Genomic DNA, 23,363 nt, shown 5'->3' with positions numbered 1-23,363 from the left:
TCCATGATGTTTGTGCTGTTTTGACAAATGCCGCGCTGCACCTGCCGACCTTGTTTGCTCCGGCAGCGACATTGATTGCTCGACCATGACGGCGCGGCTATTCTGAACATCGCGCCCCGGGGTGCGCCCGCAGCGTTTGTTTCTCGTCTGCCGAGGGAGAGAACCGTGCTTACGTTGAATGCCAGGCCGCAGCCGGTGCGCATCGCGCCTGCCGAGACTGCCGTCGTCGTGGTGGACATGCAGAACGCCTTTGTCTCGAAAGGGGGCATGTTCGACCTCGCCGGCTTCGACATATCCGGCGCCGCACCGGCAATCGACGCCAACAGGCGCCTGCTCAAGGCGGCACGCGAGGCCGGCGTCAGCGTCATTTACCTGCAGATGTCGTACAAGCCCGATCTCAGCGATGCGGGAGACCCATCGTCCCCGAACCATCACAAGGAGCTGGGGATGGTCATGATGCGCGAGCGTCCCGAGCTTGCCGGCAGACTGTTGATCGACAACAGCTGGGATTGGCAGATCGTCGACGCGTTGAAGCCCGAGCCGGGCGACCAAATCATCCGCAAATCGCGCTACAGCGGTTTTGGCAACACCGGCCTGGAATCCTATCTGCGCGCCCGCAAGATCCGAAATCTGCTGTTCACCGGCGTCGCCACCAACATCTGCGTCGATGCCACCGCGCGCGACGCCTACATGCTGGAATTCTGGCCGATTCTGGTCGAGGACGCGATGAACCATTCGGGCCCCGATTTCAATCGCCAGTCGACGCTGTGGAATTTCGAACACGCTTTCGGATGGATCACCCGGACTGACAGCGTCGTCGAAGCGTTGTACATGGAAGCCGCCGCGCCTTTGCCGGCCTGAGCCAACCGTCGAAACGGACGCCTAGCCTGTGGTAAAAGGACTGCATGGGCGATTCCTTCCATCTTTCGACGGCCGATCTCGCGGCGCTGGCCTTCTTCCTCCTTGCATGGGTGCTGCATACGCTGGCGTCCGACGGGAAGCTTGTCAGCCGGGTGTCGCTGACGATGGCGATGAATGTGCAGCGCGAGGCCTGGATGCGTACCATGGCCGAGCGCGAGATCCGCATCGTCGACACCGCCATCATGAGCGGCCTGCAGCAAGGCACGGCCTTTTTCGCCTCGAGCTCGCTGATTGCGCTTGGCGGCTGCTTTGCGCTGCTCGGCGCCTCGGACCAGGTGCTTGCCGTGCTGAACGACCTGCCGCTGAACGCGACCTCATCGCGCTCGGCCTTTCAGATCAAGGTCTTCGGCCTGGTGCTGATCCTGGCCTTCGCCTTCTTCAAGTTCGGCTGGGCCTACCGGCTCTTCAATTACTGCACGATCCTGATCGGCGCGGTGCCGATCGCGCATGGCGAGGCCTCGCGCAACCCGATCAGCGAAACGGCGGTGTGGCGCGCGGCGCGCATGAACATGTTGGCCGGCAAGCATTTCAACTCAGGCCTGCGCGCCGTGTTCTTCTCGATCGGCTATCTCGGCTGGTTCGTCGACCCGGTCGTGTTCGTTTTGTCAACGCTGCTGCTTCTGGCGGTTCTGGTGCGGCGCCAGTTCTTCTCGGCCGCCAGACAAGCAGTCATCGGTCAGCCGCCCGGGCCAGGGAAAAGCTGGTCGATCCGGCCCGACAGCCAATAGGCGGCAAGCCCGATCCATTCGCGGATCGCCGTGGTGGTCACGTCCAGCCCATCGCCGGGATTGCGGAACGGCCCGATGCCTTCTTTGCCCGAGGTGCGATAGTCGACCGGCCAGGGAACCGTCGCAAAGCCGGCCTTGTCGAACAGCGCCTTGGCGCGCGGCATGTGGAAGGCCGAGGTCACCAGCAACCAGGTTTCACCGGGCTTCGGCGTCACCAACTCCCTGGTGAAGACGGCATTCTCGTAGGTGTTGCGAGATTTTTTCTCGAGGATCAGCCGATCGGCTGTCACGCCAAGGGCCGTGAGAAGGCGCGGCGCTGTCTCTGCATCGCCCTCGCCTGCGCGCATCAAATCAACGGGACCGCCGGAAATGACGACTTTCGCTGTCGGAAAACGCCGCGCCAGCACGGCCGCCTCGACCATGCGGTCGCCGCTGGCGTTCAGCTCGTAGCCACCGCGCACGAAATTTATGGCGCCCTCCAGACTGCCGCCGAGCACGACGATACCGTCAAGCTTTTGCGGCAGCGGCGGTCTTGGGAAACGCTCCTCCAGCGGATTGAGCATCATGGCGCCGAGCGGGGTCCAAGTCGAAAGCGCGAGAATGAGGAAGGCGAACACACTGCCTGTCGCCGCCAACCGCCGACGGCCGACCACCGCCGCGAGCAAACCAGCCAGCAGCAGGAAGATCGCCAGATTGAGCGGCTGGACGAAGAACCAGAAGATCTTGGAAAGATAGAAGAACATTACCTGCCTATCGCCAGCTTGAATTTTTGACGGCTTATGAAGTCCTGGATCGCATTCGCCACAGCCTCCGCCTCCTCACGGCTCAATTCCCTGCCGAAAACAAGGGGGCCGTTCGCGGTGGTCAAACGGATGACTTCCAACAGCCCGACTTCGTCCGTCGGATAGGTATGATCGAGGATTTCGACGTTAAGGTGCCCTTTCAAAGGCAATGAAGAACGATTTCCTAGAGACCCCCTGATGTCGCGTACAGCGGCGGCGGCGGTCAGCCGCAGCGTTTCCTTGCCGAAGACCAGCCAGATGAAATCCTTGCCGAGGAAATAGGTGAACAGGGCAATGATCGCCACGAACGACAGCAGGCCGAGAGTGCCGCTGGTGAGCGTTGCGGGCGACGTGTCTCTCAATCCCATATAGCCGGTGTAGGCTACGATCGCGGCCCCGATCAGGACAAAGCCTGTCCTGAAATCCGAGGTGCGTGGTGGGTTTGTGATCAGCAATTCGTCTCCCGTCTCGACGATGGAAATGCGAGACGGGGGCGGCATGCTACCACCACTTCTCCGGCTGGAAGGTTCCCGCCGCCTGCTCGATGACGGCAGCCGTCTGGAACAGGGTTTCCTCATCGAAGGGACGGCCGATCAGCTGCAAGCCGAGCGGCAGGCCCTTGGCGTCGAGGCCGGCTGGTACCGCGATGCCCGGCAGGCCGGCCATGTTCACGGTCACCGTGAAAATGTCGTTGAGATACATCTTCACCGGATCGGCGGCCATGTCCTCGTCGGCGATGCCAAAGGCGGCGGACGGCGTTGCTGGCGTCAGGATAACGTCGACGCCGGCGGCAAAGACGGTCTCGAAGTCGCGCTTGATCAGATTGCGCACCTTCTGCGCCTGCAAATAGTATGCGTCGTAATAGCCGGCCGACAGCACATAGGTGCCGATCATGATGCGGCGCTTGACCTCGCGGCCGAAACCGGCGGCGCGGGTCTTTTCATACATGTCGACGATGTCCTTGCCCGGCACGCGCAGGCCGTAGCGGACACCGTCATAGCGGGCGAGGTTGGACGACGCTTCGGCCGGCGCGACGATATAATAAGCCGGCAAAGCATATTTGGTGTGCGGCAGTGAAATGTCGACGATCTCGGCGCCGGCATCCTTCAGCCAGGCAATGCCCTTCTGCCACAGCGCCTCGATCTCTTCCGGCATGCCGTCGACGCGGTATTCCCTGGGAATGCCGACCTTCATGCCCTTGATCGGCTTGCCGATCGCCGCCTCGTAATCCGGCACCGGACGGTCGACCGAAGTGGTATCCTTGGCATCGACCGAGGCCATCGACTTCAACAGGATCGCGGCGTCGCGCACGTCGCGAGCGATCGGGCCGGCCTGGTCGAGCGACGAGGCGAAAGCGACGATGCCCCAGCGCGAGCAGCGGCCATAGGTCGGCTTGATGCCGACCGTACCGGTGAAGGCGGCGGGCTGGCGGATCGAGCCGCCGGTGTCGGTGGCGGTGGCGCCGGCGCACAGGAAGGCCGAGACGGCGGAGGCTGAGCCGCCTGACGAGCCGCCCGGAACGAGCTGTGCATTGTCCAGCGTGCGAGCAGTCTTGGTGCCGCCGGCCGAGACAAAACCGCCATCGCCCTGATGCGTGGTCGGCATCACCACCGTGTCGAGGCGCGAACGCCGCCACGGATTGACAACCGGGCCGTAGTAGGAGGTCTCGTTGGACGAGCCCATCGCGAACTCGTCCATGTTGAGCTTGCCCAGCATGACGGCGCCGTCGGCCCACAGATTGGCGGTGACGGTTGATTCATAGCGCGGCTTGAAACCGTCGAGCACATGGCTGCAGGCCTGAGTGTGCACACCTTCGGTGCCGAACAGATCCTTGATGCCGAGGGGGATGCCTTCCAGCGCACCGCTCTCGCCTTTGGCGAGCTTCGCGTCGGAAGCCTTGGCCATATCGCGCGCCTTGTCGCCGGTGACGACGATGTAGGCGTTGAGCACCGGATTGGCGCGCTCGATGGCCGAGAGATATGCCTCGGTGATCTCGGCGGCGGTGATCTCCTTGCCGCGCAGCTTAGCGCGGGCCTGCGAAATCGTCAGATGGGTCAGTTCGCTCATCAAAGGCTCTTTTCGTAAAACACCGACCACTCGGAATCGGGATAATCCAGCACCGGCCCGCAGCGCGAGAAACCGGCGCGTTCATAGACGGTCCAGGCCGCGGGATGGCGGTCGCCGGTTTCCAGCACCAGGCGCTTCAATCCTTCTTGACGCGCCAGCGTCTCGACCCGCTCGACGATTTTGGCGCCGATCTTCTTCCCGCGATGCGAAGGCCGCGTGTACATGCGCTTGACCTCGCCGACGCTGGCATCATGACGCTTCAGCGCGCCGCAGCCGATGGCCTGCCCGTCGTCGCGGGCGATGAAGACCGTGGTGTCGTCACCCGCCATCTGCTCGACCGTCAAATGATAGCAATGTTCCGGCGGCGTCAGTTCGAGCAGCGTCGCGTTGAGCTCCTCGACCAAAGCGCGGACATCGTCCTGCAACGGCGTTTCGATGGCGATCTCGATTGCCATCGGCCGCCTACTCCACGACCTTCGGCACGAGGAAGAAATTCTCTTCGGTGGCCGGCGCGTTGGCGACGATGTCGGCGGCTTTGTTGCCGTCGGTGACGATGTCTTCGCGCTTCTTCATCTCCATCGGCGTCACCGAGGTCATTGGCTCGACGCCGGAGACATCGACCTCGTTCAGCTGCTCGACGAAGCCCAGAATGGCGTTCAACTCGCCGGTCATGCGCTCGGCATCCTCCTCGCTCACCGCAATGCGGGCGAGACGCGCGACGCGCTTCACTGTCTGCAGATCAACGGACATGTCTTTAGCCTTTGGGAAAACCAGATGGCGCTATAGCGGCGCGGCGCGTGCCGCGCAACATCGATCGTGCTCAGGGCTGCGCTGCAGTGCCGGCCCGGGCCTTCCTCTGACGCAGCGGAAGCGGCAATTCGAACAGCCGCTCCTTCGCCGGACACATACCGCAGGCGGCCTCATCTTCGAGCGCGGCAAAGTCTTTCAGCTCGGCGTTGGAGCAATCCGGTTCGAGCGGGCGATAGGCGAGATAGCCATCCCATTTGTCGGAAAGCCGGTATTTTGCCTTCTGCATCGGCAGATAGGCCAAGGGAGCACATTTCCAGATGCGCCCATCGAGAAGCTGCTTGCAGTGACGAGCCGGACAGGCCTCCCAGCTGGCGCGCGGGTCGCCATCCTCGAACGGCAGCATCGTGTCGCCAAAACCTTCGTAGCGCCGGGTCCAGTTCTTGTGCGCTGGACGCACTCTGGCGACGAATCCATGTTCCTGCCGCCATTGCTCCAGCAAGGCGAAGACCGGTTTCAACCGGTCGCGGTACTCTTCGGAATCATGATGCACGGATATGACAAGGCGGGCGTCCGGGTCCGCCGCAAGGACGGTGGGCAAGGACGGATGGCGATGCAGGAAGAAGCCGTTCGAGACGATCTCGATCTGGGTGTGCGGCCAATGCCGCCGCACCAGACCGACAAATTGCGGCAAGTGCGGATGGATGGTGGGTTCGCCACCAAGCAGGGAAAAGCGCGTCACCGACACGCGCTGGCTCCACAGCCCCATCCAGCGGTCGGCATCCTTGAGCGACACCGTGCCGGAATGGGCATGGTTGGAATAGTGCGAGCAGCTTTCGCAGGCCAGATTGCAGCCATGTGCGACATGCAGTTCGAGCTTCCGGAACACCGGCTGCTCTCCCCGCAAAAGCAATCCCATCCGTTTCAGCATCCCCATAGGGTCACGCTAGCATGCGGATGTGTGCGGTGCATCATTTCGCCGGAAGCAAATTTCAGCCTTTTTGTTTTACGCAATTCCGATGGAGAACCGCTCCACACTTTTCCTGGAATTGCTCTAAGGCAGGGACACGCCATCGCACAGGTAATAGCTGCCGCCATTGCCGGCCTGCTCGCCTTCGTCGGCGGTCGGGCGCACCGAGACGATGTCGATTTGCGTCGCGTTCATCTGCGTGATCGAAAGCACGTCGGGAAAAAGAAAGCCCGGCTCCTGGCAGATGGCGGTGACCGCCCAGCTCGGCGAGCGCGTCGCCTTGGTGACCTGGACGAACTCGCAATTGTACTCGACGCTTTGCAGTCCGTCCGCCGACAGGATGACATTGCCGGCGTCGATCAGCGTCTGCAGCGTATCCTTTTTTGCTTGCGTACAAAGCTCCTGGGTTTGGAGATAGACGCCCTTGATGAAGTCCTCGGCGGCCGATGCGGGTGACGCCGCAACCAGCATCGACACGCAAAGAGTCCTTCTCAAACCCATGGTTTCATTCCCTTTTGCGACAAGGGATCGTCCAAGCGATCGCTCTACAGTGTGATCGTTTGGCCGATTGCTGGCAAGGCCACGTCAACACCCGATCCTTCGAGGCCCGCAACGAACTTTTCCGCCGTTGGGTCGATGATCGGGAACGTGCCGAAGTGACAGGGCACGACCGTGCCGAAGTGGAAGAAGCGCCGGCAGGCAAGGGCCGCCACCGCACCGCCCATGGTGAAGCGGTCGCCGACCGGCACGATGCCGATCTTCGGCTCGTGCAATTCGTTGATCAGCGCCATGTCGGAGAAGATGTCGGTGTCGCCCATGTGGTAGAGCGTCTTGTCTTCCGGAAAATGCAGGACCAGCCCGCCCGGATTGCCGAGATAGACGTTCTGGCCACCATCGAGGCCAAACGACGAGGAATGCAGCGCCTGCACGAAGGTGGTGGTGAACGCGCCACAATCGACGGTGCCGCCGAGATTGCCGGGATTGATCTTGTTGCCGTCGACGCCCTTGCCGACCAGGTACATGCAGATCTCGTAATTGGCGACCAACTGGGCGCCGCTCTTCTTCAGCACCTCCACCGCGCCGTTGACATGGTCATTGTGGCCGTGGGTCAAAAGCACATGGGTGACACCCTCCGCGGGCCCCTCCCAGCCGCCCGTCCATGACGGATTGCCGATGAGATAGGGGTCGATCAGGATGGTCGCACCTGATGTCTCGATGCGAAAGGCAGAATGTCCGTACCAGGTCAATTTCATCAATCGTTTTCCTCGATTTTGGTTGCGCCGGAAGATAGAACGCCGGCTCCGAAATTAAAGTGACATAGTGTGCTCCTGGTTCAAAAGAACGTGTCAGGCGCTTTGTCACGGTAAAACTGGTTTGGGGAAAGCCGTTGGGCATCATAGCGATCGAGGATCTGCCGGCACGCCTGGAAGGCGGCAGGACTCTGGCCGGGCTGGATCTAGGCGACAAGACGATCGGCGTCGCCGTTTCCGACCGGGGCCTGTCCTTCGCCCATCCGCGCCCGGTGATCCTGCGCAAGAAGTTTTCGCTGGATGCGGCGGCGCTGCTTGCCCAACTGCAGAAGGACAATATCGGCGCGTTCGTGCTTGGCCTTCCCATCAACATGGACGGGTCGGAAGGTCCCCGCGCCCAGAAATCGCGCGCCTTCGTGCGCAACATGGCAGGCGTGACCGACCTGCCCTTCGTGCTGTGGGACGAGCGGCTGTCGACGGTCGCCGCCGAGCGGACGTTGATCGAAATGGATTTCTCGCGCGCCAAGCGCGCCGGCAAGATCGATTCGGCGGCCGCCGCCTTTATTCTGCAGGGAGCTTTAGATCGACTCCAGTCGCTTGGCTCATCCGATCGGACGGAACCGGACTTCCCGTCTGGCGCCTGATCCAGGCGGCGATGTTGCGGCGGCGCCGGAACGCCCACAATGCCATCAACAGGAATCCGTCAAAGACGCAGGCTCTTGCCACCATGCCCGGAATGATTGCCGGGTCGATGCCCAGCATCTGGCCGTAGAGCTGAAACACGACGTCGTGCAGCTGCCGGCTGAGCATGACGTAGCCGAAATTGATGTCGTTGAGCGATAGGAAGAACCAGCCCCAGAATAGAGCAAGTGGGGCGGCCCACAATGCGAACAGCGTGCGCATCAGTGACCGTCCCTGCGGCTGGAGCCGCCTCTATGGCCGCCATCCCTGTGACCGCCATCCCTGAGACCAATGTCCGGCCGGCCGGAAATGCGCGACAGCAAGGAGCCGTGCGCGGCGCCTTGTGCCATAGCGTGCGCAGTGGCGCGGCTCTCGGCCTCGCGCGAAACTGCGACGACCAAAACCGACCTCCGCTCGGCATGCATGGCGACGTAAGAGGCCAGAAGTGCCGCCAGTTGCACGGCCACAACCATGAACAGGCCGTTGATGCCTTGCGCGGCGCCTCCGATCAGGATCAGCGACAGGACGGCGGATGCGGAAATAAAGGCGGTCCGCGCCACGCTATCGGCTCCGTCGGGGCTCGCTGAGGCGTTAACCAAACTCTCGACGAAGACCCAGCAAAACAACACCGCGACGACCAGCAGTGCAATGGCCAGCGGCGCCACGACGGCAGCGTTGTCGAGATCGACCAGACGGGTGTTTTCCACGACGACGCCGAGCACCGCCAGAGCGCCCGCAACGCCGCGGTTTCCATCCATACAGATGAACGCCAGCAGGGCGAAAACCACTGCCCAGTGCAAGGCCAGAAAAGAGGTCAAAATGGCACGCATGGCATTCCTGCTTTGGTGACAAAGACAGTGGGCTTTGCGGCCCGCCGCTGCAATGGAAACCATTTGTTAAGGTTAACGTCCATCCACAGGCCGCGGTAATTTCGCGGTGACAGGCTGTGCAGCCGGCCTCAATTGACCGGCGGATAGAGCGTGTCGATGATCATGCGCGCGTCATGGCGTGAATCGAGCATGCCATAGGTGTTGCGCCATTGACCGGCGAGCCGCGTCTCGACAAAGGCATCGGCAATCCGCCCTGCCCCCAGCCGGCGCAATTCCGCCGCTGCCGCCGACAGCGCCAGCTGCTCGGTGAGCAGGCGGGCCGACCCCTCATCGGTGCCTGCGACCTGCATGGCGGCCTTGAGCACGCCGATGGTGCCGCGTCCGCCGGCGCCGAGATCGCGATCGATGCCGGCCAGCACCTCCTCGAACAGGCCGGGCGCGCGGCCAAGCACGCGCAGTACGTCGAGTGCCATGACATTGCCGGAGCCCTCCCAGATCGCGTTGACCGGGGCTTCACGATAGTAGCGGGCGAGCGGCGCTTCCTCGACATAGCCATTGCCGCCGAGGCATTCCATCGCCTCGTAGAGCAGCGGCGGCGCGATCTTGCAGACCCAGTATTTGACCACCGGCGTCATGGCGCGGGCAAAAGCCGCCTCGCCGCGGTCGCTGGCCGCCTCGTCGAAAGAACGCGCTAGCCGGAACGAGAGCGCTGTGGCGGCGGCGACATCGAGCGCCATGTCGGCCAGCACACGCTGCATCAGCGGCTGTTCGATCAGCGTCGAACCGAACACCTGGCGGTGGCGGGTATGATGGACGGCCTCGGCCAGCCCGGCGCGCATGATCGCCGACGAGGCGACGGCACAGTCGAGCCGGGTCAAGGTGACCATGTCCATGATCGTCTTCACGCCGGCGCCGGGCTCGCCGACCATCTCGCCGATGGCATTGACGAACTCCACTTCCGAGGAGGCGTTGGAGCGGTTGCCGAGCTTGTCCTTCAGCCGCTGGAAACGGAAGCCGTTGCCGGAGCCGTCGCCGAGGATGCGCGGGACGAGAAAGCAGGAAAGCCCTTCCGGCGCCTGTCCAAGCACGAGAAAAGCGTCCGACATCGGCGCCGACATGAACCATTTGTGGCCGGTGAGGCGATAAAAACCACTGCCGGCGCGCTCCGCCCTTGTGGTGTTGGCGCGCACGTCGGTGCCACCCTGCTTTTCGGTCATGCCCATGCCGAGTGTCAGCCCGGTCTTTTCGACCGGCGGCTTCTGGCTCTGGTCGTATTTGCGCGTCGTCACGCGCGGCGCCCATTCGCGAAACAGCTTTGGGCTGGCCATCAACGCGGCCAGCGAAGCGCTGGTCATGGTGATGGGGCACAGGTGCCCGGTTTCGAGCTCGGCTGTCAGGTAGAAACGCGCGGCGCGGACCTGATGGCGGCGGCCGATCTCGCTGTCGCCGTTTTCCCAGATCGAGGAATGCAGCCCGCCGGCGACCGAGCGGCGCATCAGCGCATGATATGCCGGGTGAAACTCGACCTGGTCGATGCGCCGGCCCTGGCGGTCATGCGTGCGGAGCTTGGGCGTCTCGACATTGGCAAGACGCGCCAGCTCCTGCGCTTCCTGCGTCAGGACGAAGCGGCCAAGCCCGTCGAGATCCTTGCGCACCGGATCGGAAAAGCGTTCGGCAAGCTGGATCAGCAACGGATCGCCCCGCCAGGCGTTGCCGCCCGTCAGCGGCGGCGGCTGGTTGGTCACGTCGTCGGTCACGGACAGTCCTTACGTTACGAAGGCTTCGAATCCGAAGCCATCGGCTAGATATAGCCCAAGCTTGCCGGAGCGCGCGACGAAAATACCGGGGAGAAAGGCCGCAATCCCAAGCTGGCGCTTGCGGCAAGGAATTCTCCCCCCTATAGCAGCGCCTTGAGATGACCGACGCTTCGTCCCTGCCGCTTTATCCTCATCGCCATCTTCTGGGCATCCGCGATCTTTCCCCCGCCGATATCGCGCTTTTGCTCGACCGGGCCGATCGCGCCGTCGCCATTTCCCGGCAATCCGAGAAAAAGACCTCGACGTTGCGCGGCCGCACCCAGATCAACCTCTTCTACGAAGCCTCGACGCGCACGCAATCGTCGTTCGAGCTGGCCGGAAAGCGGCTTGGCGCCGACGTCATGAACATGTCGGTGGCGAGTTCTTCGGTGAAGAAGGGCGAAACGCTGATCGACACGGCGATGACGCTGAACGCCATGCGCCCCGACATCCTCATCATCCGCCACCAGTCGGCGGGCGCCGCCGCGCTTCTGGCACAGAAAGTCGGCTGCTCGGTGGTCAATGCGGGCGACGGCGCACATGAGCATCCGACGCAGGCGCTGCTCGACGCGCTGACCATCCGCCGCGCCAAGGGGCCGCTGTCGAAGCTGATCGTGGCGATCTGCGGCGACATCCTGCATTCGCGCGTCGCCCGCTCCAACATCATGCTCTTGAACGCGCTCGGCGCGCAGGTGCGCGTCGTCGCGCCCTCGACGCTGCTGCCGTCGGGCATCGAGAGGATGGGCGTGATCGTGACGCGGTCCATGGCCGAAGGCCTGAAAGGGGCCGACGTGGTGATGATGCTGCGCCTGCAGCGCGAACGCATGGAAGGCGCCTTCGTGCCTTCAGTGCGCGAATATTTCCGCTATTTCGGCCTCGACGCCGAGAAGCTGAAGGCAGCCAAGGACGGCGCGCTGGTCATGCATCCCGGCCCGATGAACCGCGGCGTCGAGATCGCGTCCGAAATCGCTGACGGCCCGCAAAGCGTCATCCAGGAACAGGTCGAAATGGGTGTCGCCGTACGCATGGCGGTGATGGAAGCGCTGCTTGATCCCCGCCGCAACGCAGAGGCCCGTGGCGCATGAGCACGACAGTCTTTGAGCGCGCCCGTATCGTCGACCCGTCGCGGGGCATCGATGAAGTCGGCACCGTCATCGTCGAGGGCCGCAAGATCGTTGCTGCCGGCAAGGCTGCCCTGAACCAGGGGGTGCCGGCGGGAGCCACAGTCGTCGACTGCGCCGGGAAGACGATTATCCCCGGCCTGATCGATGCGCGCGTCTTCATCGGCGAGCCCGGTGGCGAACACCGCGAGACGATCGCATCGGCAAGCGTTGCGGCGGCGGCCGGCGGCGTCACCTCCGTCATCATGATGCCCGACACCGACCCGGTGATCGACAATGTCGCGCTGGTCGAATTCGTGCTGCGCACCGCCAGGGACACCGCAATCGTCAATATCTTCCCGGCGGCGGCGATCACCAAGGGCCTTGCCGGTCGCGAAATGACCGAGTTCGGCCTGCTGCGCGAGGCCGGCGCGGTCGCCTTCACCGACGGCCGCCACACCATACCCAGCGCGTTGGTGATGCGCCGGGCACTGACCTACGCCCGCGACTTCGGCGGCGTCATCGCTCATGAGACGCAGGATGGCGATCTCGCCTCGGCAGGCGTGATGAATGAAGGCCTCTATGCCAGCTGGCTTGGCCTAGCCGGCATTCCACGCGAGGCCGAGTCCATCCCGCTGGAGCGCGACCTGGCGTTGGCGCGGTTGACACGCGGCGCCTACCACGCGGCAAAGATCTCGACGGCGATATCAGCGCAAGCGGTGACGCGGGCGAAGGCCGACCAAGCCAATGTCACGGCGGGTGTGGCAATCCACAACCTGTCACTCAACGAGAACGATGTCGGGGAATACCGCACCTTCTTCCGGCTGACGCCGCCGCTGCGCGCCGAGGAGGACCGGCTGGCGATGATCGAAGCGGTCAAGGACGGCACGATCGACATCATCGTCTCCTCGCACGACCCGCAGGATGTCGACACCAAGCGCCTGCCCTTCGCCGATGCCGCTGCCGGCGCCATCGGGCTGGAGACGTTGCTAGGCGCAGCACTGCGGCTCTACCACAATGGCGATGTGCCGCTGCTCAGGTTGATCGAGACGCTGTCCACGGCACCGGCCAAACTGTTTGGCCTGCCGGGCGGCACGCTGAAGCCGGGCGCTCCGGCTGATCTTGCAGTCGTCGATCTGGAAGAACCCTGGATCGTCAGCGAAAGCGGTATCCGTTCGCGCTCGAAAAACACCTGTTTCGAAGGTGCGCGGCTGCAGGGCATGGTCTTGCAAACGCTGGTGGCGGGCCGCACAGTGTTTTCAGCCTAGGGCGATCGCGGCCCATTGCACGTCGATTTGCTGCCAGGAAATGCGGGGGGAAACAATGAGTTACAACGTCATCCTGGCATTGCTGTTCGGCTATCTCCTGGGTTCGATTCCCTTTGGCCTGCTGATCACCCGCGCCGCCGGTCTCGGCGACGTGCGCAAGATCGGCTCCGGCAATATCGGCGCCACCAATGTGCTGCGCACCGGCAATAAGGGCCTGGCCGCCGCGACGCTGGTGCTCGACGCGCTGAAGGGCACGGCGGCGGTGATGATCGCGCGCCATTATGGGCACGACTTCGGACCGTGGGCCGGCCTTGGACTCTGGGCAGGCCTTGGTGCCTTCCTTGGCCATCTGTTTCCCGTCTGGCTTGGTTTCAAGGGCGGCAAGGGCGTGGCGACCTATCTCGGCGTGCTGATCGCGCTCGGCTGGCATGTGGCACTGATCTTCATCGTCGTCTGGTTGGCGATGGCTTTCCTGTTTCGCTACTCCTCGCTGGCGGCGCTGACGGCAGCGGTCGTCGTGCCGATCGCGCTTTATTTCTGGAGCACGCCTGAGGTCGCTGGGCTGTTCGTGGTCATGAGCCTGATCGTCATTGTAAAACACCGCGCCAACATTTCGCGCCTGCTTGCCGGCACCGAGGGTAAGATTGGAGCCAAGGGATGAGCAAGCCTGCCGCCGGGCCGCGCCTCAGCGACCGGCAGCGGCTGAGCTGGCTGCGGCTGATTCGCACGCAAAATGTCGGCCCGGCCTCGTTTCGCGAATTGATCAACCGCTTCGGCTCGGCCGAGACAGCGCTTGAGATGCTGCCCGAGCTGATGATTTCGGGCGGCGCCAGAAAAATCGTCCGCATTCCCTCCATCGCCGAGGCCGAAGCGGAACTGGAGGCGGCCGGCGAGAACGGCGCCCGCTTCGTCGGCATCGGCGAGGCCGACTACCCGCCGATGCTGAAAAACATGGACAATCCGCCGCCGCTGATCGCCATGAAGGGCGAAGCCGCGGTGTTTCGCCTACCGGCCGTTGCCATTGTCGGCGCCCGCAACGCTTCGCTGGCCGGGATCAAGATGGCGCGCATGCTGGCGGCGGATCTTGGCCGCGACGGCTATGCCATTGCCTCGGGCCTGGCGCGCGGCATCGACACGGCGGCACATCAGGGCAGTCTCTCAACAGGCACGATTGGGGTGCTGGCCGGCGGGCTCGACGTCCCCTACCCGCCCGAAAATGCCGGCTTGTGCGACGATATTGCCGAACGTGGCGGTGCCGTTATTTCGGAGATGCCGTTCGGCTGGCAGCCGCGGGCGCAGGATTTTCCGCGCCGCAACCGGCTTGTCGCGGGTGCGGCCCTCGGACTGGTGGTGATTGAGGCGGCGCAACGCTCCGGCTCGCTGATCAGCGCGCGCCTGGCCGGCGAAATGGGCCGGCTGGTCTTTGCCGTGCCGGGTTCACCGCTCGATCCACGCTGCGCTGGCTCGAACGGGCTGCTCAAGGACGGCGCCACCCTGGTCACCGAGGCATCCGATGTTTCCGGCGCGATCGCGCCCTTGGCCGGCACGCGGCCGCCCATGGCGGCGTCCTCGGAAAAGGCGCCCGACTTTTCGGCAACGCCGCCGCCCGGCGAGGACGAGCGCAGCGGCGTGCTCGAAGTGTTGGGGCCGACTCCGGTGGCGGTGGATGAAATCATCCGCCACACCGGCCTCAACGCCGCCCAGGTGTCGATGGTGCTGCTTGAACTCGACCTTGCCGGCCGCATCGAGCGCCACGTCGGCGGCAATGTCTCGCTGGTGTTCGGCGGCTCCTGACGGCTACCGGAACAGATACCGCGACACCTCCGGATTGCCACGGCGCCACATCACATTGTCCAGAAAATAATGATGCACGTTGATGAAGATCAGCACGATGAAGAAGAACAGCGATGATCCCAGGACTTGCCTGTCATAGGGGATCAAAGCCGTCAGCGCGGACGGGATCAGCCAGAAACCGAGATAGCCAAGGGCGGTGCCGCCGACGATAAAGCCGAGGAGCCGAAACCTGTAGAGAGGGCCGAGAAAGGACAGGACCTTCGGCTGCGGATCGCTTTCGGCATCGGAGCTGTCACGCTCGACGTTCGTCTGGTAGCGCCAGACCACGGCGAGATACTGCAGCGAGTGAAGCGCAGGCACGATCAGCAGCCAGAGCGGGTTTATTCTGGCAATCAGGATCCAGAGATAGAGCGACGCGACATAGGCCACCAGGCCGTTATAGGGCAGACCGCCGCCGTTCTTTCGCCAGCGATTGACCAACATCAAAAGCGTGGCCGCCGTCGACGCTACGGCCGCCAGCAGGGCAATGTCGGTAATCCAGGAAGGGGCGGCGAATGTGTAATAGTCCAGCCCGTAATATTTGCCCTGGGTGACCGCGGCGTTGGTCTGCAGCCACGCCAGGATCCATACGGCATAGGAGTTGACCAGCAGCACCTTCTTGTCGCGGTCGTCGAAGAATTTGCGCTTGAGCACCGCATCCACCATCAGCATTCCGTAGCCCTGCTTGACGTAGTGCCAGCCGACAAAAAAGAACATGGCGTTGGTTGCATAGCCGAGCAGCCGCGTGTTCGCCGCCGCAGCGCCATAGGCAAAGAACCCGGCCATGACCAGAGGCACGACAATGCCTGCAAAGATGTAGCGGAGTTGCAGGCTCCGGTCGTAGCCGTCGCCGGACACCTTGCGCGTGAAATTACGATAGAAAAGCTGGTAGGAGTGGGCGAAGTGGGGATAGTTCACGAGATAGGCCACGAAGACCATCGTTGCGGCTACCGGACCCTCATACTCGAGCGGAACGAGAAACAGCACCGGCAGGATGAGAAAAGCGCTGCCGCCCAGCATGAGGAAATCGGCGACCGGGCCGAAGAGATACTTCTGAGGTGTCGCCGCCTTAGGAGCTACGGCATCCGCCGAAAGCTGAAGTGTCATGTGAGAACCCTCCCCTGGGAAGGTCGAGTTTAGCCAGCGGCGAGTGTGGCGACAAGATTGGAAGCTGCGCCCTGGGCCGATGCAGGCGCGAGGTTCGTCTTGTCATTTTGCGAGTGGCATCTGTTAGCGCGATGGGATTCGAACCCATGACCTACTGTTGAAAGTCAGCACCTCAACGCCAAACGAATGCAAGCACTACGACTTCGACGCGGCGAGCGGCAAGGCTATCCCTCGCCAGCCACGGGGCCGATGCCGATGACGAAATCCGGGAGCAAACGCAAGGTTCAAGCGGCTCGCGGCAGACGAGAGGGACGCTGCCGACACATTCAGGCGGGTTGAAGGTGTCCGACCGAACGCTCGCGCATCCTCAACACCAGCAGGCGCGTGGCTGCGAATGGCGCCATGGCGATAAACGCCATCGTGACACCGACGAAAACCGACAAGAGACAAATCCCGCCGGGGACGGAGCAAACTGTTTCCATGAACTACCCCTTTCCACCCTTAACCTGATGGCCTCCTCCGCGCGTCTGTAAGCATGCTCCCGCTTCAAGGGGAATACAAGCATGTGCTAATAGACACGGGCTGGAAGCGGTTTCTTGGGAGGGATCAGTGAGCTTTCTTCGTCCTAGGCCAAAGCCCAAAAAGGCATACCCCAACAGCGACCGTTTCGAGGAGGATGGTCGGCGCATTTACAGCGCTTACGATGCCGCGACAGTGGCGCGCCCTGGGCGCAAAGTGTGGGCGAAGCGTCTTCGGATTGCGGCGATCGTGGTCGCAGTGATCGCCGCGGCGCTGGCGGCCATCGTCTTCAGCGTCTTGCCGCACTAGCCGCGCCCCAATGCGTGACAACGAACCTATTGAACGCCCTGGCAAGGGTTGGACAAGGTCCGGGTGACCACGATACGAAAGGCTGGCGACGCACGGGCGGCGTACGGGTGCCAGGCAACGGCCAACGGCAGCGCGCTCTGGCGGGCCACAGGAAACCAATTCAGAACTCAATCGTTGAACTAGGGTATGGCGCCAATCGGGAGTGCGCATGAACCTTCGTGACAACGCTGTTTCTCCGTTTGAGGAGGAACAACACCAAGCGCGACTCGCAAAGAACGCACGCCTGCGAGAGCTTCGATCTCATGCGTCTTGGCTGGCTTTCGACCCTCATGCCCAGTTTCATGATGAGATAGACCTCTCAGTCATTTTCGAGGAAAGCGCGTTGCGCAACCGCTTGTAGAGCGGGCCAAGTCCCAGGGACTTCAGTCGTAATTGAGTCATCACTAATATGCCTATAACTTAGGCAGTGCGGGGGACCCCCGAAATCCAAGCCCGCAATGGCCGGTGCGCCTCGCTTGCCCAAGCAACCCCCCGCACCGGCCATTTCTACTTTCTGGGGACCTATGCTGAGTAGGTATCGCATCGAGGCGATGGAAGGAGGTGCGGCTGAGTAGCGCCGAAAATGATTTAGATTAACGTCACATGTCGATTGGCTAAAATGCGGAACGTCCAATCGACGCTTCCGGAACCAAAAGGATAACGTCAGACCTTAGTCCAACAGCAGAAGCCCGCACTGAGTGTTCAGCAACGGGCTATGTTCCCGCAAGGAACCGACCCTTGTATTAAATTGAAAATTCGGCAGATCGCCAGATCTGCCGATTATCGAGGGAGGATGTCATATGCCAACGTTCATAGTCACAGGGTCCTATTCAGCCACGGCAGCGAGTGGAATGATTGACAATCCGTCGAACCGAGAAAAGGCGGCCCGTGCCATCTTTGAAGCAGCGGGCGGGAAACTGCATTCTTTCTACGTCACGACGGGTGAAACTGACTGGATGGCAATCACGGAATTCGGCGACGGTGCTGACCTGATCCCCGCACTTCTCGTCGTCGGCGCATCGGGAGCAGTATCGAATGTCAAAACCGTGCGAGCATACACGGGCGCAGAGTTCAAGGCGGCCCAAGAGAAGGCCGGAAAAATCGCTTCTTCCTACAAATCCCCGGCAAAATAAGCAGACCACACTGGTTCGCCATCACGGGCCGGCAAGGCCTGTAATTTATCACGCTGTTAAATCTGGCCCGCTGCTTCGGTGGCGGGCTTTTTTAAGGCTTGAAGGGGTAGCTCATACCCACACTGACGGCCACTTAAACGCCACCGCTCGCTTGATCGGCCATGGGCTCCTGCTTTGCTCGCGATATCCAACAGCGCGAGCATTGTGGCGTCTCGTCAATGATGGACTGATATCCATGTACACGGGCACCGGCAGAGGCACTGCTGTCCAGATCTGATTTCAGTTTTGCCCGAGTTTCATCGCGTGAAGGGCGAGCTTGCGCCGTAGTTTTCCGGCCTTCCGTTCCTCTGCGAAAGCCACTGTGCGGCCACAGATTTGCGTGTATCTACATTTTGTTGGTGAGCGCGATGGGATTCGAACCCATGACCTACTGATTAAAAGTCAGTTGCTCTACCGGCTGAGCTACGCGCTCCCGCGGGCTCTAAAGGCCGCCCTCGAAATTGCGCGGAACATAGGGAGAGTGCCGCGACCGGTCAACCGGAAAAAGATGGCCTTTCACCGAGGTTTCCGCCATCGCCTGACGCCCTGCAAATTGCCTTGGCAGGACGCCCGGTGAGCCACTCCCGCAACGAGGTCGCCGCTTCAAAATCTGCAGGCGTGTGAGATGGGTCTTTTCTTCTCCGGTTCATTGGAGAAACATTACAAATCAGCAACTTAATGTTTTGGCTGGAACCATCGCACCGTCGAGCCGTTCACTCCCCACAAGGGACGTCAACCACCCTTTCAGGAGAAGATCATGAACAAGATCGCAACGGGTCTGCTGGCGACCACGCTATCAGTTTCATTCGCGGCCGCGGCGATCCTGCCGGCTGACGCCGCGCAGATGTTCGTCCCGCAGGCAACGACGACGTCGTCCGATATCGTGAAGGTCGGCGAGTCTCATCCTAAGCGGTATGAACAGTGGCGTCTTGGCAAGCGCCATTTCAACGGCAACCGCAATTTTGCCCGCAACAATGATAGCGGGGCCTATTGGAACGGCCATCGCGGCTATCGCGACTACCACCGCGGCTACCGTCGTCATGGCGACTATTGGTTTCCGCTGGCTGCCTTCGCCGCTGGCGCCTTGATCACCGGCGCGATCGTCAACGGCGAGAACAATCGCGTCTACGAAGGCAATGCCCATGTGCAGTGGTGCTACGACCACTATCGCAGCTACCGCGCCTCGGACAACACCTTCCAGCCGAACTATGGCGGCAGACAGCAGTGCAATTCGCTGTACTGATCCAAGAATGAGTAGCTGACGAGTATGAGTAAAAACCCGCGCCGAGATGGCGCGGGTTTTCTGTATGGCTTGTCACAAGCCGGCGGTTCAGCTCAACTCGCCCAACCAATGCTCTTCAAGACCAAATAGAGGCCACCGCCTTCTCCGCGTGGAGACCGATAAACTCCGAGAGCGTCGCAAATTCGAACCATGGTCGCGGACAATTCCCAACCGAGCACTTCCAGATCGTCTTGCGTATCCGTCACATAGGCCTGCGCCAGTTCGTCAATGCCGTTCTTCTCTCCGAACGATCGAACCAGCTTTGCGTCGACAAGCAGTTCGCTAGGCAGGTTCGAGTTCGACCAGGCCCAAAGCCAGTTGCTGGCCCTCGCGCTCGTGCTACCTGCAATCTGGATTTCGGCGACAACTCTGACGACGTTCTGGTCTGAAAAGAGAAGCTTTCCGGATGTCAGATCGTAGTCGTAGCGAGACCAGTTACCCAGGTTGAAGTCGCCCTCGAGTCGCTTGTTCTTCGCGTTCAGCTTGTCGACAGCCTCCTCGCGCCAAGCAGGATACCAATCTGGACTTCTCATGCCCCCTCGCTCAGCAAAACCTAATCAGTTCGCGGCTCGCCGATCTATTGCGCGCTTAGCGTCCGGCGCACCGCATCGCGCCAGCCCGCCAGTTTTGCCGAACGCGCACTGGCATCCATGTCCGGCTTGAACCGACGCTCGAGCGCCCAGCTCCTGGCAAAGTCCTTCGCTTTTGGCCACACACCCGCCTTGGAGCCGGCGAGCCATGCAGCACCCAGCGCCGTCGTCTCCAAGATGGTCGGGCGATCAACCGGCGCATCGAGGATGTCGGCCAGCCGCTGCATGGTCCAGTCGGAGGCCACCATGCCGCCATCGACGCGAAGCACGGTTTTCGCCGAAGCGCCCTTCCAGTCCTTGCGCATCGCATCGAGCAGGTCGCGCGTCTGGTAGGCGACAGATTCGAGAGCGGCGCGGGCAAACTCCGCCGGGCCTGAATTGCGGGTCAGCCCGAAGATCGCGCCACGCGCCTCGGCGTCCCAATGCGGCGCGCCCAACCCAACGAAAGCCGGCACCAGATAGACATTCTGCGTGGGATCCGCCTCGGCAGCCAGCACGCCGCTGTGCTCGGCCTTGCCGATTACCTTGATGCCGTCGCGCAGCCATTGCACGGCAGCACCGGCGATGAAGATCGAGCCTTCCAGCGCATAGGTGGTCTTGCCGTTCAGCCGGTAAGCGATGGTGGTCAACAGCCGGTTCTTCGAGCGCACCAGATCGGCGCCGGTGTTGAGCAGAGCGAAACAGCCGGTGCCGTAAGTCGATTTCATCATGCCCGGCTCGAAACAGGCCTGGCCGATGGTCGCAGCGTGTTGGTCACCCGCCACGCCGAGGATCTTTATCCCGGCGCCAAACAGGCTTTTCTCCGTCACGCCGTAGTCGTCGGCGCAATCCTTGACCTGCGGCAGCATCGCGACCGGGATGCGCAGGATGGAGAGCAGCTCGTCGTCCCAGACATTTTTCTCGATGTTGTAGACCAGCGTGCGCGAGGCGTTGGTGGCGTCGGTTGCGTGAACCTTGCCGCCGGTCAGCCGCCAGATCAAAAAACTGTCGATGGTGCCGGCGAGCAATTCGCCCTTTTCGGCGCGTTTTCTAGCGCCCTTCACCTTGTCCAGCATCCAGGCGATCTTGGTGCCGGAGAAATAGGGATCGAGCAGCAGACCGGTTTTTTTGGTGAAAGTCTTTTCCAGCCCCTGCTTCTTCAGCTTCTGGCAGAGCGGCGCGGTGCGCCTGTCCTGCCAGACGATGGCATTGTGGATCGGCTTGCCGGTCGCCTTGTCCCAGATGACGACGGTTTCGCGCTGGTTGGTGATGCCGATCGCCGCCACATCGGACGCCTCGCGGGCGGCGGCCTTCAGCGCGCCTTTGACCGTGGCGACGACGGTTGCCCAGATGTCCTCCGGGTCGTGCTCGACCCAGCCGGAGGCCGGGTAATGCTGGGTGAATTCCTGCTGCTTGCTGCCGGCAACCTTCATCTCACCGTCGAACAGGATCGCCCTGGTCGATGTCGTGCCCTGGTCGATCGCAAGGATGTATCCGGTCATTAGTCCTCCCGGTAAGCTCGCTTATACAAACAGGGGAGACGGCACGATGCCGCCTCCCCGTTCACTATGATCCTGGCGCGTACGCCAAGATTACTTCTGCCAGCTCTTCACCAGTTCGTCGTAGTTGATGGTGATCGGCTTTTCTTTCTCGTTCTCGATCTTCAGCTGAGGCGCGAGATTGCCCTTCTTGACCGCGTCGGCGTTCCAGTAGGCGAGGTCATGCTCTTCGGCCATCTTCGGGCCGATATCGCCCTGGATGCCTGCCTTCTCCAGGCGTTCCATGACCTTTTCCTGCTCGGCGCAAAGCGAGTCCATGGCTTCCTGCGCCGTCTTGGCGCCGGACGAGGCATCACCGATCGCCTGCCACCAAAGCTGTGCCAGCTTCGGATAGTCAGGCACGTTGGTGCCGGTCGGCGACCACTGGACGCGGGCCGGCGAGCGGTAGAACTCGATCAGGCCGCCGAGCTTCGGGGCACGTTCCGTGAAGCTCTTGTCCTGGATCGTCGACTCTCGGATGAGCGTCAAGCCGACATGGCTCTTCTTCACGTCGACCGTCTTCGACACGACGAACTGCGCGTAGAGCCAGGCGGCCTTGGCGCGATCGTCAGGTGTCGACTTGAGCAGGGTCCAGGAACCGACGTCCTGGTAGCCAAGCTTCATGCCATCCTTCCAGTACACGCCATGCGGCGACGGAGCAAAGCGCCATTTCGGGGTGCCGTCCGCGTTCACGACCGGCAGCCCTTCCTTGACGAAGGAGGCGGTGAAGGCCGTGTAGGTGAACATCTGCTGCGCGACCGTGCCCTGCGACGGGACGGGGCCGGATTCGCCGAACGTCATGCCCTGGGCTTCCGGCGGCGCATAGGCTTTCAGCCAATCCAGGTACTTCTGGATCGAATACACGGAAGCCGGGCCGTTGGTGTCGCCGCCGCGCGCGACGCACGAACCGACGGGCTGCGACTTCTCGTTGACCTTGATGCCCCATTCGTCGACCGGAAGACCGTTCGGCAGGCCCTTGTCGCCATTACCGGCCATGGAGAGCCAGGCATCGGTGAACCGCCAGCCGAGCGACGGGTCCTTCTTGCCGTAGTCCATGTGGCCATAGACCTTCTTGCCGTCGATCTCGCGGCCGGTGAAGAATTCGGCGATGTCCTCATAGGCCGACCAGTTGACGGGAACGCCGAGGTCGTAGCCGTATTTTGCCTTGAAATCGGCCTTGTTCTTCTCGTCATTGAACCAGTCGTAGCGGAACCAGTATAGGTTCGCGAACTGCTGGTCGGGCAGCTGGTAGAGGTCGCCGTCCGGAGCGGTCGTGAACTTGGTGCCGATGAAGTCGGCGAGATCGAGGTTCGGATTGGTGACATCCTTGCCCTCATTCGCCATCCACTTGGTCAGGCTGCGTGCCTGCTGGTAGCGCCAGTGGGTGCCGATCAGGTCGGAGTCGTTGACGTAGGCGTCGTAGATATTCTCACCCGACTGCATCTGCGTCTGCAGCTTTTCGACGACGTCGCCTTCGCCGATCAGGTCATGAGTGATCTTGATGCCGGTGATCGCGGTGAAGGCGGGCGCCAAAACCTTGGACTCATAGCTATGCGTATCGATGGTCTCGGAGACCACCTTGATGTCCATGCCGGCGAAAGGCTTCGCGGCATCGATGAACCATTGCATTTCGGCTTCCTGGGCGCCGCGATCCAGCGTCGACAAGTCCTTGATTTCGGTATCGAGGAAGGTTTTGGCTTCGTCCATTCCGGCATAGGCCTGGCCTGCTCCCCAGAGCAGGACAAGCGCAGTCGTTGATGTTAAAAATTGCCTTCGCATTTCGTTTCCTCCACTTTCAGGTTCAAGTGCGATCTGGAGCGGTCGCCGGCACGCGGCCGCTCCAACAGTTTCCCCC

General features: G+C 62.1%; 26 protein-coding genes and 1 tRNA gene. 11 read left to right on the top strand and 16 right to left on the bottom strand.

Going from position 1 to position 23,363, the window contains the following annotated elements:
* Nucleotides 1-165 precede the first annotated feature (165 nt).
* The gene (locus ACYHH6_RS21945; RefSeq protein WP_352586947.1) at nt 166-861 is read left to right on the top strand and encodes a cysteine hydrolase family protein; all 696 of its coding nucleotides are present in this window, start codon (nt 166-168) and stop codon (nt 859-861) included.
* Between the two features lie 44 nt (nt 862-905).
* Nucleotides 906-1,649 carry a DUF599 domain-containing protein gene (locus ACYHH6_RS21940; RefSeq protein ID WP_352586944.1) on the top strand — a complete coding sequence of 248 codons (744 nt, stop codon included), beginning with the start codon at nt 906-908 and terminating at the stop codon, nt 1,647-1,649.
* Here the strand turns inward: ACYHH6_RS21940 and ACYHH6_RS21935 are convergent.
* The 8 genes from ACYHH6_RS21935 to ACYHH6_RS21900 all read right to left on the bottom strand — a co-directional run bounded on the left by ACYHH6_RS21935 (nt 1,598) and on the right by ACYHH6_RS21900 (nt 7,468).
* A complete protein-coding gene (locus ACYHH6_RS21935; RefSeq protein ID WP_352586941.1) occupies nt 1,598-2,392 on the bottom strand; it encodes a YdcF family protein in 795 nt (264 codons plus the stop codon). The two genes, ACYHH6_RS21940 and ACYHH6_RS21935, sit on opposite strands and share 52 nt — an antisense overlap.
* Nucleotides 2,392-2,886 carry a hypothetical protein gene (locus ACYHH6_RS21930; RefSeq protein ID WP_352586938.1) on the bottom strand — a complete coding sequence of 165 codons (495 nt, stop codon included), beginning with the start codon at nt 2,884-2,886 and terminating at the stop codon, nt 2,392-2,394. The genes ACYHH6_RS21935 and ACYHH6_RS21930 overlap by 1 nt, the downstream gene beginning before the upstream one ends.
* A 46-nt stretch (nt 2,887-2,932) precedes the next feature.
* A complete protein-coding gene (locus tag ACYHH6_RS21925) occupies nt 2,933-4,498 on the bottom strand; it encodes an amidase (RefSeq protein WP_352586935.1) in 1,566 nt (521 codons plus the stop codon).
* Nucleotides 4,498-4,953 carry a GNAT family N-acetyltransferase gene (locus ACYHH6_RS21920; protein ID WP_352586932.1) on the bottom strand — a complete coding sequence of 152 codons (456 nt, stop codon included), beginning with the start codon at nt 4,951-4,953 and terminating at the stop codon, nt 4,498-4,500. Before ACYHH6_RS21920 ends, ACYHH6_RS21925 begins: the two co-directional genes overlap by 1 nt.
* A gap of 7 nt (nt 4,954-4,960) precedes the next feature.
* Entirely contained in the window at nt 4,961-5,248 is a 288-nt protein-coding gene (gene gatC / locus ACYHH6_RS21915; protein WP_112561613.1) for an Asp-tRNA(Asn)/Glu-tRNA(Gln) amidotransferase subunit GatC, read from the bottom strand.
* Nucleotides 5,249-5,318: 70 nt separating this feature from the next.
* A complete protein-coding gene (locus ACYHH6_RS21910; RefSeq protein WP_352586929.1) occupies nt 5,319-6,134 on the bottom strand; it encodes a radical SAM protein in 816 nt (271 codons plus the stop codon).
* 165 nt (nt 6,135-6,299) lie between these two features.
* Nucleotides 6,300-6,716, bottom strand: a complete 417-nt coding sequence (locus ACYHH6_RS21905; RefSeq protein ID WP_352586927.1) for a hypothetical protein — start codon at nt 6,714-6,716, stop codon at nt 6,300-6,302.
* 44 nt (nt 6,717-6,760) lie between these two features.
* A complete protein-coding gene (locus tag ACYHH6_RS21900; RefSeq protein WP_352586924.1) occupies nt 6,761-7,468 on the bottom strand; it encodes a metal-dependent hydrolase in 708 nt (235 codons plus the stop codon).
* 134 nt (nt 7,469-7,602) lie between these two features.
* Here ACYHH6_RS21900 and ruvX point away from each other — a divergent pair, with 134 nt between their 5' ends.
* Entirely contained in the window at nt 7,603-8,109 is a 507-nt protein-coding gene (ruvX, locus tag ACYHH6_RS21895; protein ID WP_112561609.1) for a Holliday junction resolvase RuvX, read from the top strand.
* Here the strand turns inward: ruvX and ACYHH6_RS21890 are convergent.
* The 3 genes from ACYHH6_RS21890 to ACYHH6_RS21880 form a co-directional block, all read right to left on the bottom strand.
* A complete protein-coding gene (locus tag ACYHH6_RS21890) occupies nt 8,027-8,368 on the bottom strand; it encodes a DUF6105 family protein (protein WP_112561608.1) in 342 nt (113 codons plus the stop codon). The genes ruvX and ACYHH6_RS21890 overlap by 83 nt on opposite strands.
* Nucleotides 8,368-8,976, bottom strand: a complete 609-nt coding sequence (locus ACYHH6_RS21885; RefSeq protein ID WP_352586921.1) for a hypothetical protein — start codon at nt 8,974-8,976, stop codon at nt 8,368-8,370. Before ACYHH6_RS21885 ends, ACYHH6_RS21890 begins: the two co-directional genes overlap by 1 nt.
* A gap of 128 nt (nt 8,977-9,104) precedes the next feature.
* Entirely contained in the window at nt 9,105-10,733 is a 1,629-nt protein-coding gene (locus ACYHH6_RS21880) for a DNA alkylation response protein (RefSeq protein ID WP_203278357.1), read from the bottom strand.
* Nucleotides 10,734-10,891: 158 nt separating this feature from the next.
* Between ACYHH6_RS21880 and ACYHH6_RS21875 the strand changes: the two genes are divergently transcribed.
* Genes ACYHH6_RS21875 through dprA form a run of 4 tightly spaced genes read left to right on the top strand, consistent with a single transcriptional unit; the run spans nt 10,892 to nt 14,934 of the window.
* On the top strand, nt 10,892-11,857 hold the full coding sequence (locus ACYHH6_RS21875; protein WP_352586918.1) for an aspartate carbamoyltransferase catalytic subunit: 966 nt from the start codon (nt 10,892-10,894) through the stop codon (nt 11,855-11,857).
* Nucleotides 11,854-13,140 (top strand): dihydroorotase, encoded by a 1,287-nt coding sequence (locus tag ACYHH6_RS21870; RefSeq protein ID WP_352586915.1) that lies wholly within the window; start codon nt 11,854-11,856, stop codon nt 13,138-13,140. The genes ACYHH6_RS21875 and ACYHH6_RS21870 overlap by 4 nt, the downstream gene beginning before the upstream one ends.
* A gap of 55 nt (nt 13,141-13,195) precedes the next feature.
* Entirely contained in the window at nt 13,196-13,801 is a 606-nt protein-coding gene (gene plsY / locus ACYHH6_RS21865; RefSeq protein ID WP_352586912.1) for a glycerol-3-phosphate 1-O-acyltransferase PlsY, read from the top strand.
* On the top strand, nt 13,798-14,934 hold the full coding sequence (gene dprA / locus ACYHH6_RS21860) for a DNA-processing protein DprA (protein WP_352586909.1): 1,137 nt from the start codon (nt 13,798-13,800) through the stop codon (nt 14,932-14,934). Before plsY ends, dprA begins: the two co-directional genes overlap by 4 nt.
* Before the next feature lie 3 nt (nt 14,935-14,937).
* On the opposite strand, the gene ACYHH6_RS21855 is transcribed toward dprA, so the two are convergent.
* Nucleotides 14,938-16,080, bottom strand: a complete 1,143-nt coding sequence (locus ACYHH6_RS21855) for a hypothetical protein (RefSeq protein ID WP_352586906.1) — start codon at nt 16,078-16,080, stop codon at nt 14,938-14,940.
* 609 nt (nt 16,081-16,689) lie between these two features.
* On the opposite strand from ACYHH6_RS21855, the gene ACYHH6_RS21850 reads away from it, so the two are divergent.
* The 3 genes from ACYHH6_RS21850 to ACYHH6_RS21840 all read left to right on the top strand — a co-directional run bounded on the left by ACYHH6_RS21850 (nt 16,690) and on the right by ACYHH6_RS21840 (nt 18,080).
* Entirely contained in the window at nt 16,690-16,908 is a 219-nt protein-coding gene (locus ACYHH6_RS21850) for a hypothetical protein (protein WP_352586904.1), read from the top strand.
* A gap of 208 nt (nt 16,909-17,116) precedes the next feature.
* Nucleotides 17,117-17,308, top strand: a complete 192-nt coding sequence (locus ACYHH6_RS21845) for a hypothetical protein (protein WP_352586902.1) — start codon at nt 17,117-17,119, stop codon at nt 17,306-17,308.
* A 490-nt stretch (nt 17,309-17,798) separates the two neighbouring features.
* On the top strand, nt 17,799-18,080 hold the full coding sequence (locus ACYHH6_RS21840; protein ID WP_352586900.1) for a GYD domain-containing protein: 282 nt from the start codon (nt 17,799-17,801) through the stop codon (nt 18,078-18,080).
* A gap of 396 nt (nt 18,081-18,476) precedes the next feature.
* On the opposite strand, the gene ACYHH6_RS21835 is transcribed toward ACYHH6_RS21840, so the two are convergent.
* Nucleotides 18,477-18,552 (bottom strand) — tRNA-Lys (locus ACYHH6_RS21835).
* Between the two features lie 324 nt (nt 18,553-18,876).
* Here ACYHH6_RS21835 and ACYHH6_RS21830 point away from each other — a divergent pair.
* Nucleotides 18,877-19,362, top strand: a complete 486-nt coding sequence (locus ACYHH6_RS21830) for a BA14K family protein (RefSeq protein ID WP_352586898.1) — start codon at nt 18,877-18,879, stop codon at nt 19,360-19,362.
* 92 nt (nt 19,363-19,454) lie between these two features.
* Here ACYHH6_RS21830 and ACYHH6_RS21825 read toward each other — a convergent pair whose 3' ends face one another.
* The 3 genes from ACYHH6_RS21825 to ACYHH6_RS21815 form a co-directional block, all read right to left on the bottom strand.
* A complete protein-coding gene (locus tag ACYHH6_RS21825; protein ID WP_352586897.1) occupies nt 19,455-19,934 on the bottom strand; it encodes a DUF6882 domain-containing protein in 480 nt (159 codons plus the stop codon).
* Nucleotides 19,935-19,978: 44 nt separating this feature from the next.
* Nucleotides 19,979-21,472, bottom strand: a complete 1,494-nt coding sequence (gene glpK / locus ACYHH6_RS21820) for a glycerol kinase GlpK (protein ID WP_352586895.1) — start codon at nt 21,470-21,472, stop codon at nt 19,979-19,981.
* A 90-nt stretch (nt 21,473-21,562) separates the two neighbouring features.
* On the bottom strand, nt 21,563-23,287 hold the full coding sequence (locus ACYHH6_RS21815; RefSeq protein WP_112561565.1) for an ABC transporter substrate-binding protein: 1,725 nt from the start codon (nt 23,285-23,287) through the stop codon (nt 21,563-21,565).
* Nucleotides 23,288-23,363 lie beyond the last annotated feature (76 nt).

The sequence above is a fragment of the Mesorhizobium sp. P171375 genome, assembly GCF_057786075.1.
Note: the sequence above shows the minus strand (reverse complement) of the source record. Positions and strands in the feature narration are given on the sequence as shown.

Excerpts from the sequence above, each read along its gene's own strand:
- ACYHH6_RS21940 (WP_352586944.1), top strand. The coding sequence starts at position 906 with ATGGGCGATTCCTTCCATCTTTCGACGGCCGATCTCGCGGCGCTGGCC.
- ACYHH6_RS21840 (WP_352586900.1), top strand. The coding sequence starts at position 17,799 with ATGATTGACAATCCGTCGAACCGAGAAAAGGCGGCCCGTGCCATCTTT.
- ACYHH6_RS21900 (WP_352586924.1), bottom strand. The coding sequence starts at position 7,468 with ATGAAATTGACCTGGTACGGACATTCTGCCTTTCGCATCGAGACATCA.
- ACYHH6_RS21905 (WP_352586927.1), bottom strand. The coding sequence starts at position 6,716 with ATGGGTTTGAGAAGGACTCTTTGCGTGTCGATGCTGGTTGCGGCGTCA.
- ACYHH6_RS21815 (WP_112561565.1), bottom strand. The coding sequence starts at position 23,287 with ATGCGAAGGCAATTTTTAACATCAACGACTGCGCTTGTCCTGCTCTGG.
- ACYHH6_RS21870 (WP_352586915.1), top strand. The coding sequence starts at position 11,854 with ATGAGCACGACAGTCTTTGAGCGCGCCCGTATCGTCGACCCGTCGCGG.
- ACYHH6_RS21920 (WP_352586932.1), bottom strand. The coding sequence starts at position 4,953 with ATGGCAATCGAGATCGCCATCGAAACGCCGTTGCAGGACGATGTCCGC.
- ACYHH6_RS21825 (WP_352586897.1), bottom strand. The coding sequence starts at position 19,934 with ATGAGAAGTCCAGATTGGTATCCTGCTTGGCGCGAGGAGGCTGTCGAC.
- ACYHH6_RS21845 (WP_352586902.1), top strand. The coding sequence starts at position 17,117 with ATGAACCTTCGTGACAACGCTGTTTCTCCGTTTGAGGAGGAACAACAC.
- ACYHH6_RS21925 (WP_352586935.1), bottom strand. The coding sequence starts at position 4,498 with ATGAGCGAACTGACCCATCTGACGATTTCGCAGGCCCGCGCTAAGCTG.
- ACYHH6_RS21885 (WP_352586921.1), bottom strand. The coding sequence starts at position 8,976 with ATGCGTGCCATTTTGACCTCTTTTCTGGCCTTGCACTGGGCAGTGGTT.
- ACYHH6_RS21890 (WP_112561608.1), bottom strand. The coding sequence starts at position 8,368 with ATGCGCACGCTGTTCGCATTGTGGGCCGCCCCACTTGCTCTATTCTGG.
- glpK (WP_352586895.1), bottom strand. The coding sequence starts at position 21,472 with ATGACCGGATACATCCTTGCGATCGACCAGGGCACGACATCGACCAGG.
- gatC (WP_112561613.1), bottom strand. The coding sequence starts at position 5,248 with ATGTCCGTTGATCTGCAGACAGTGAAGCGCGTCGCGCGTCTCGCCCGC.
- plsY (WP_352586912.1), top strand. The coding sequence starts at position 13,196 with ATGAGTTACAACGTCATCCTGGCATTGCTGTTCGGCTATCTCCTGGGT.
- dprA (WP_352586909.1), top strand. The coding sequence starts at position 13,798 with ATGAGCAAGCCTGCCGCCGGGCCGCGCCTCAGCGACCGGCAGCGGCTG.
- ACYHH6_RS21875 (WP_352586918.1), top strand. The coding sequence starts at position 10,892 with ATGACCGACGCTTCGTCCCTGCCGCTTTATCCTCATCGCCATCTTCTG.
- ACYHH6_RS21830 (WP_352586898.1), top strand. The coding sequence starts at position 18,877 with ATGAACAAGATCGCAACGGGTCTGCTGGCGACCACGCTATCAGTTTCA.
- ACYHH6_RS21935 (WP_352586941.1), bottom strand. The coding sequence starts at position 2,392 with ATGTTCTTCTATCTTTCCAAGATCTTCTGGTTCTTCGTCCAGCCGCTC.
- ACYHH6_RS21855 (WP_352586906.1), bottom strand. The coding sequence starts at position 16,080 with ATGACACTTCAGCTTTCGGCGGATGCCGTAGCTCCTAAGGCGGCGACA.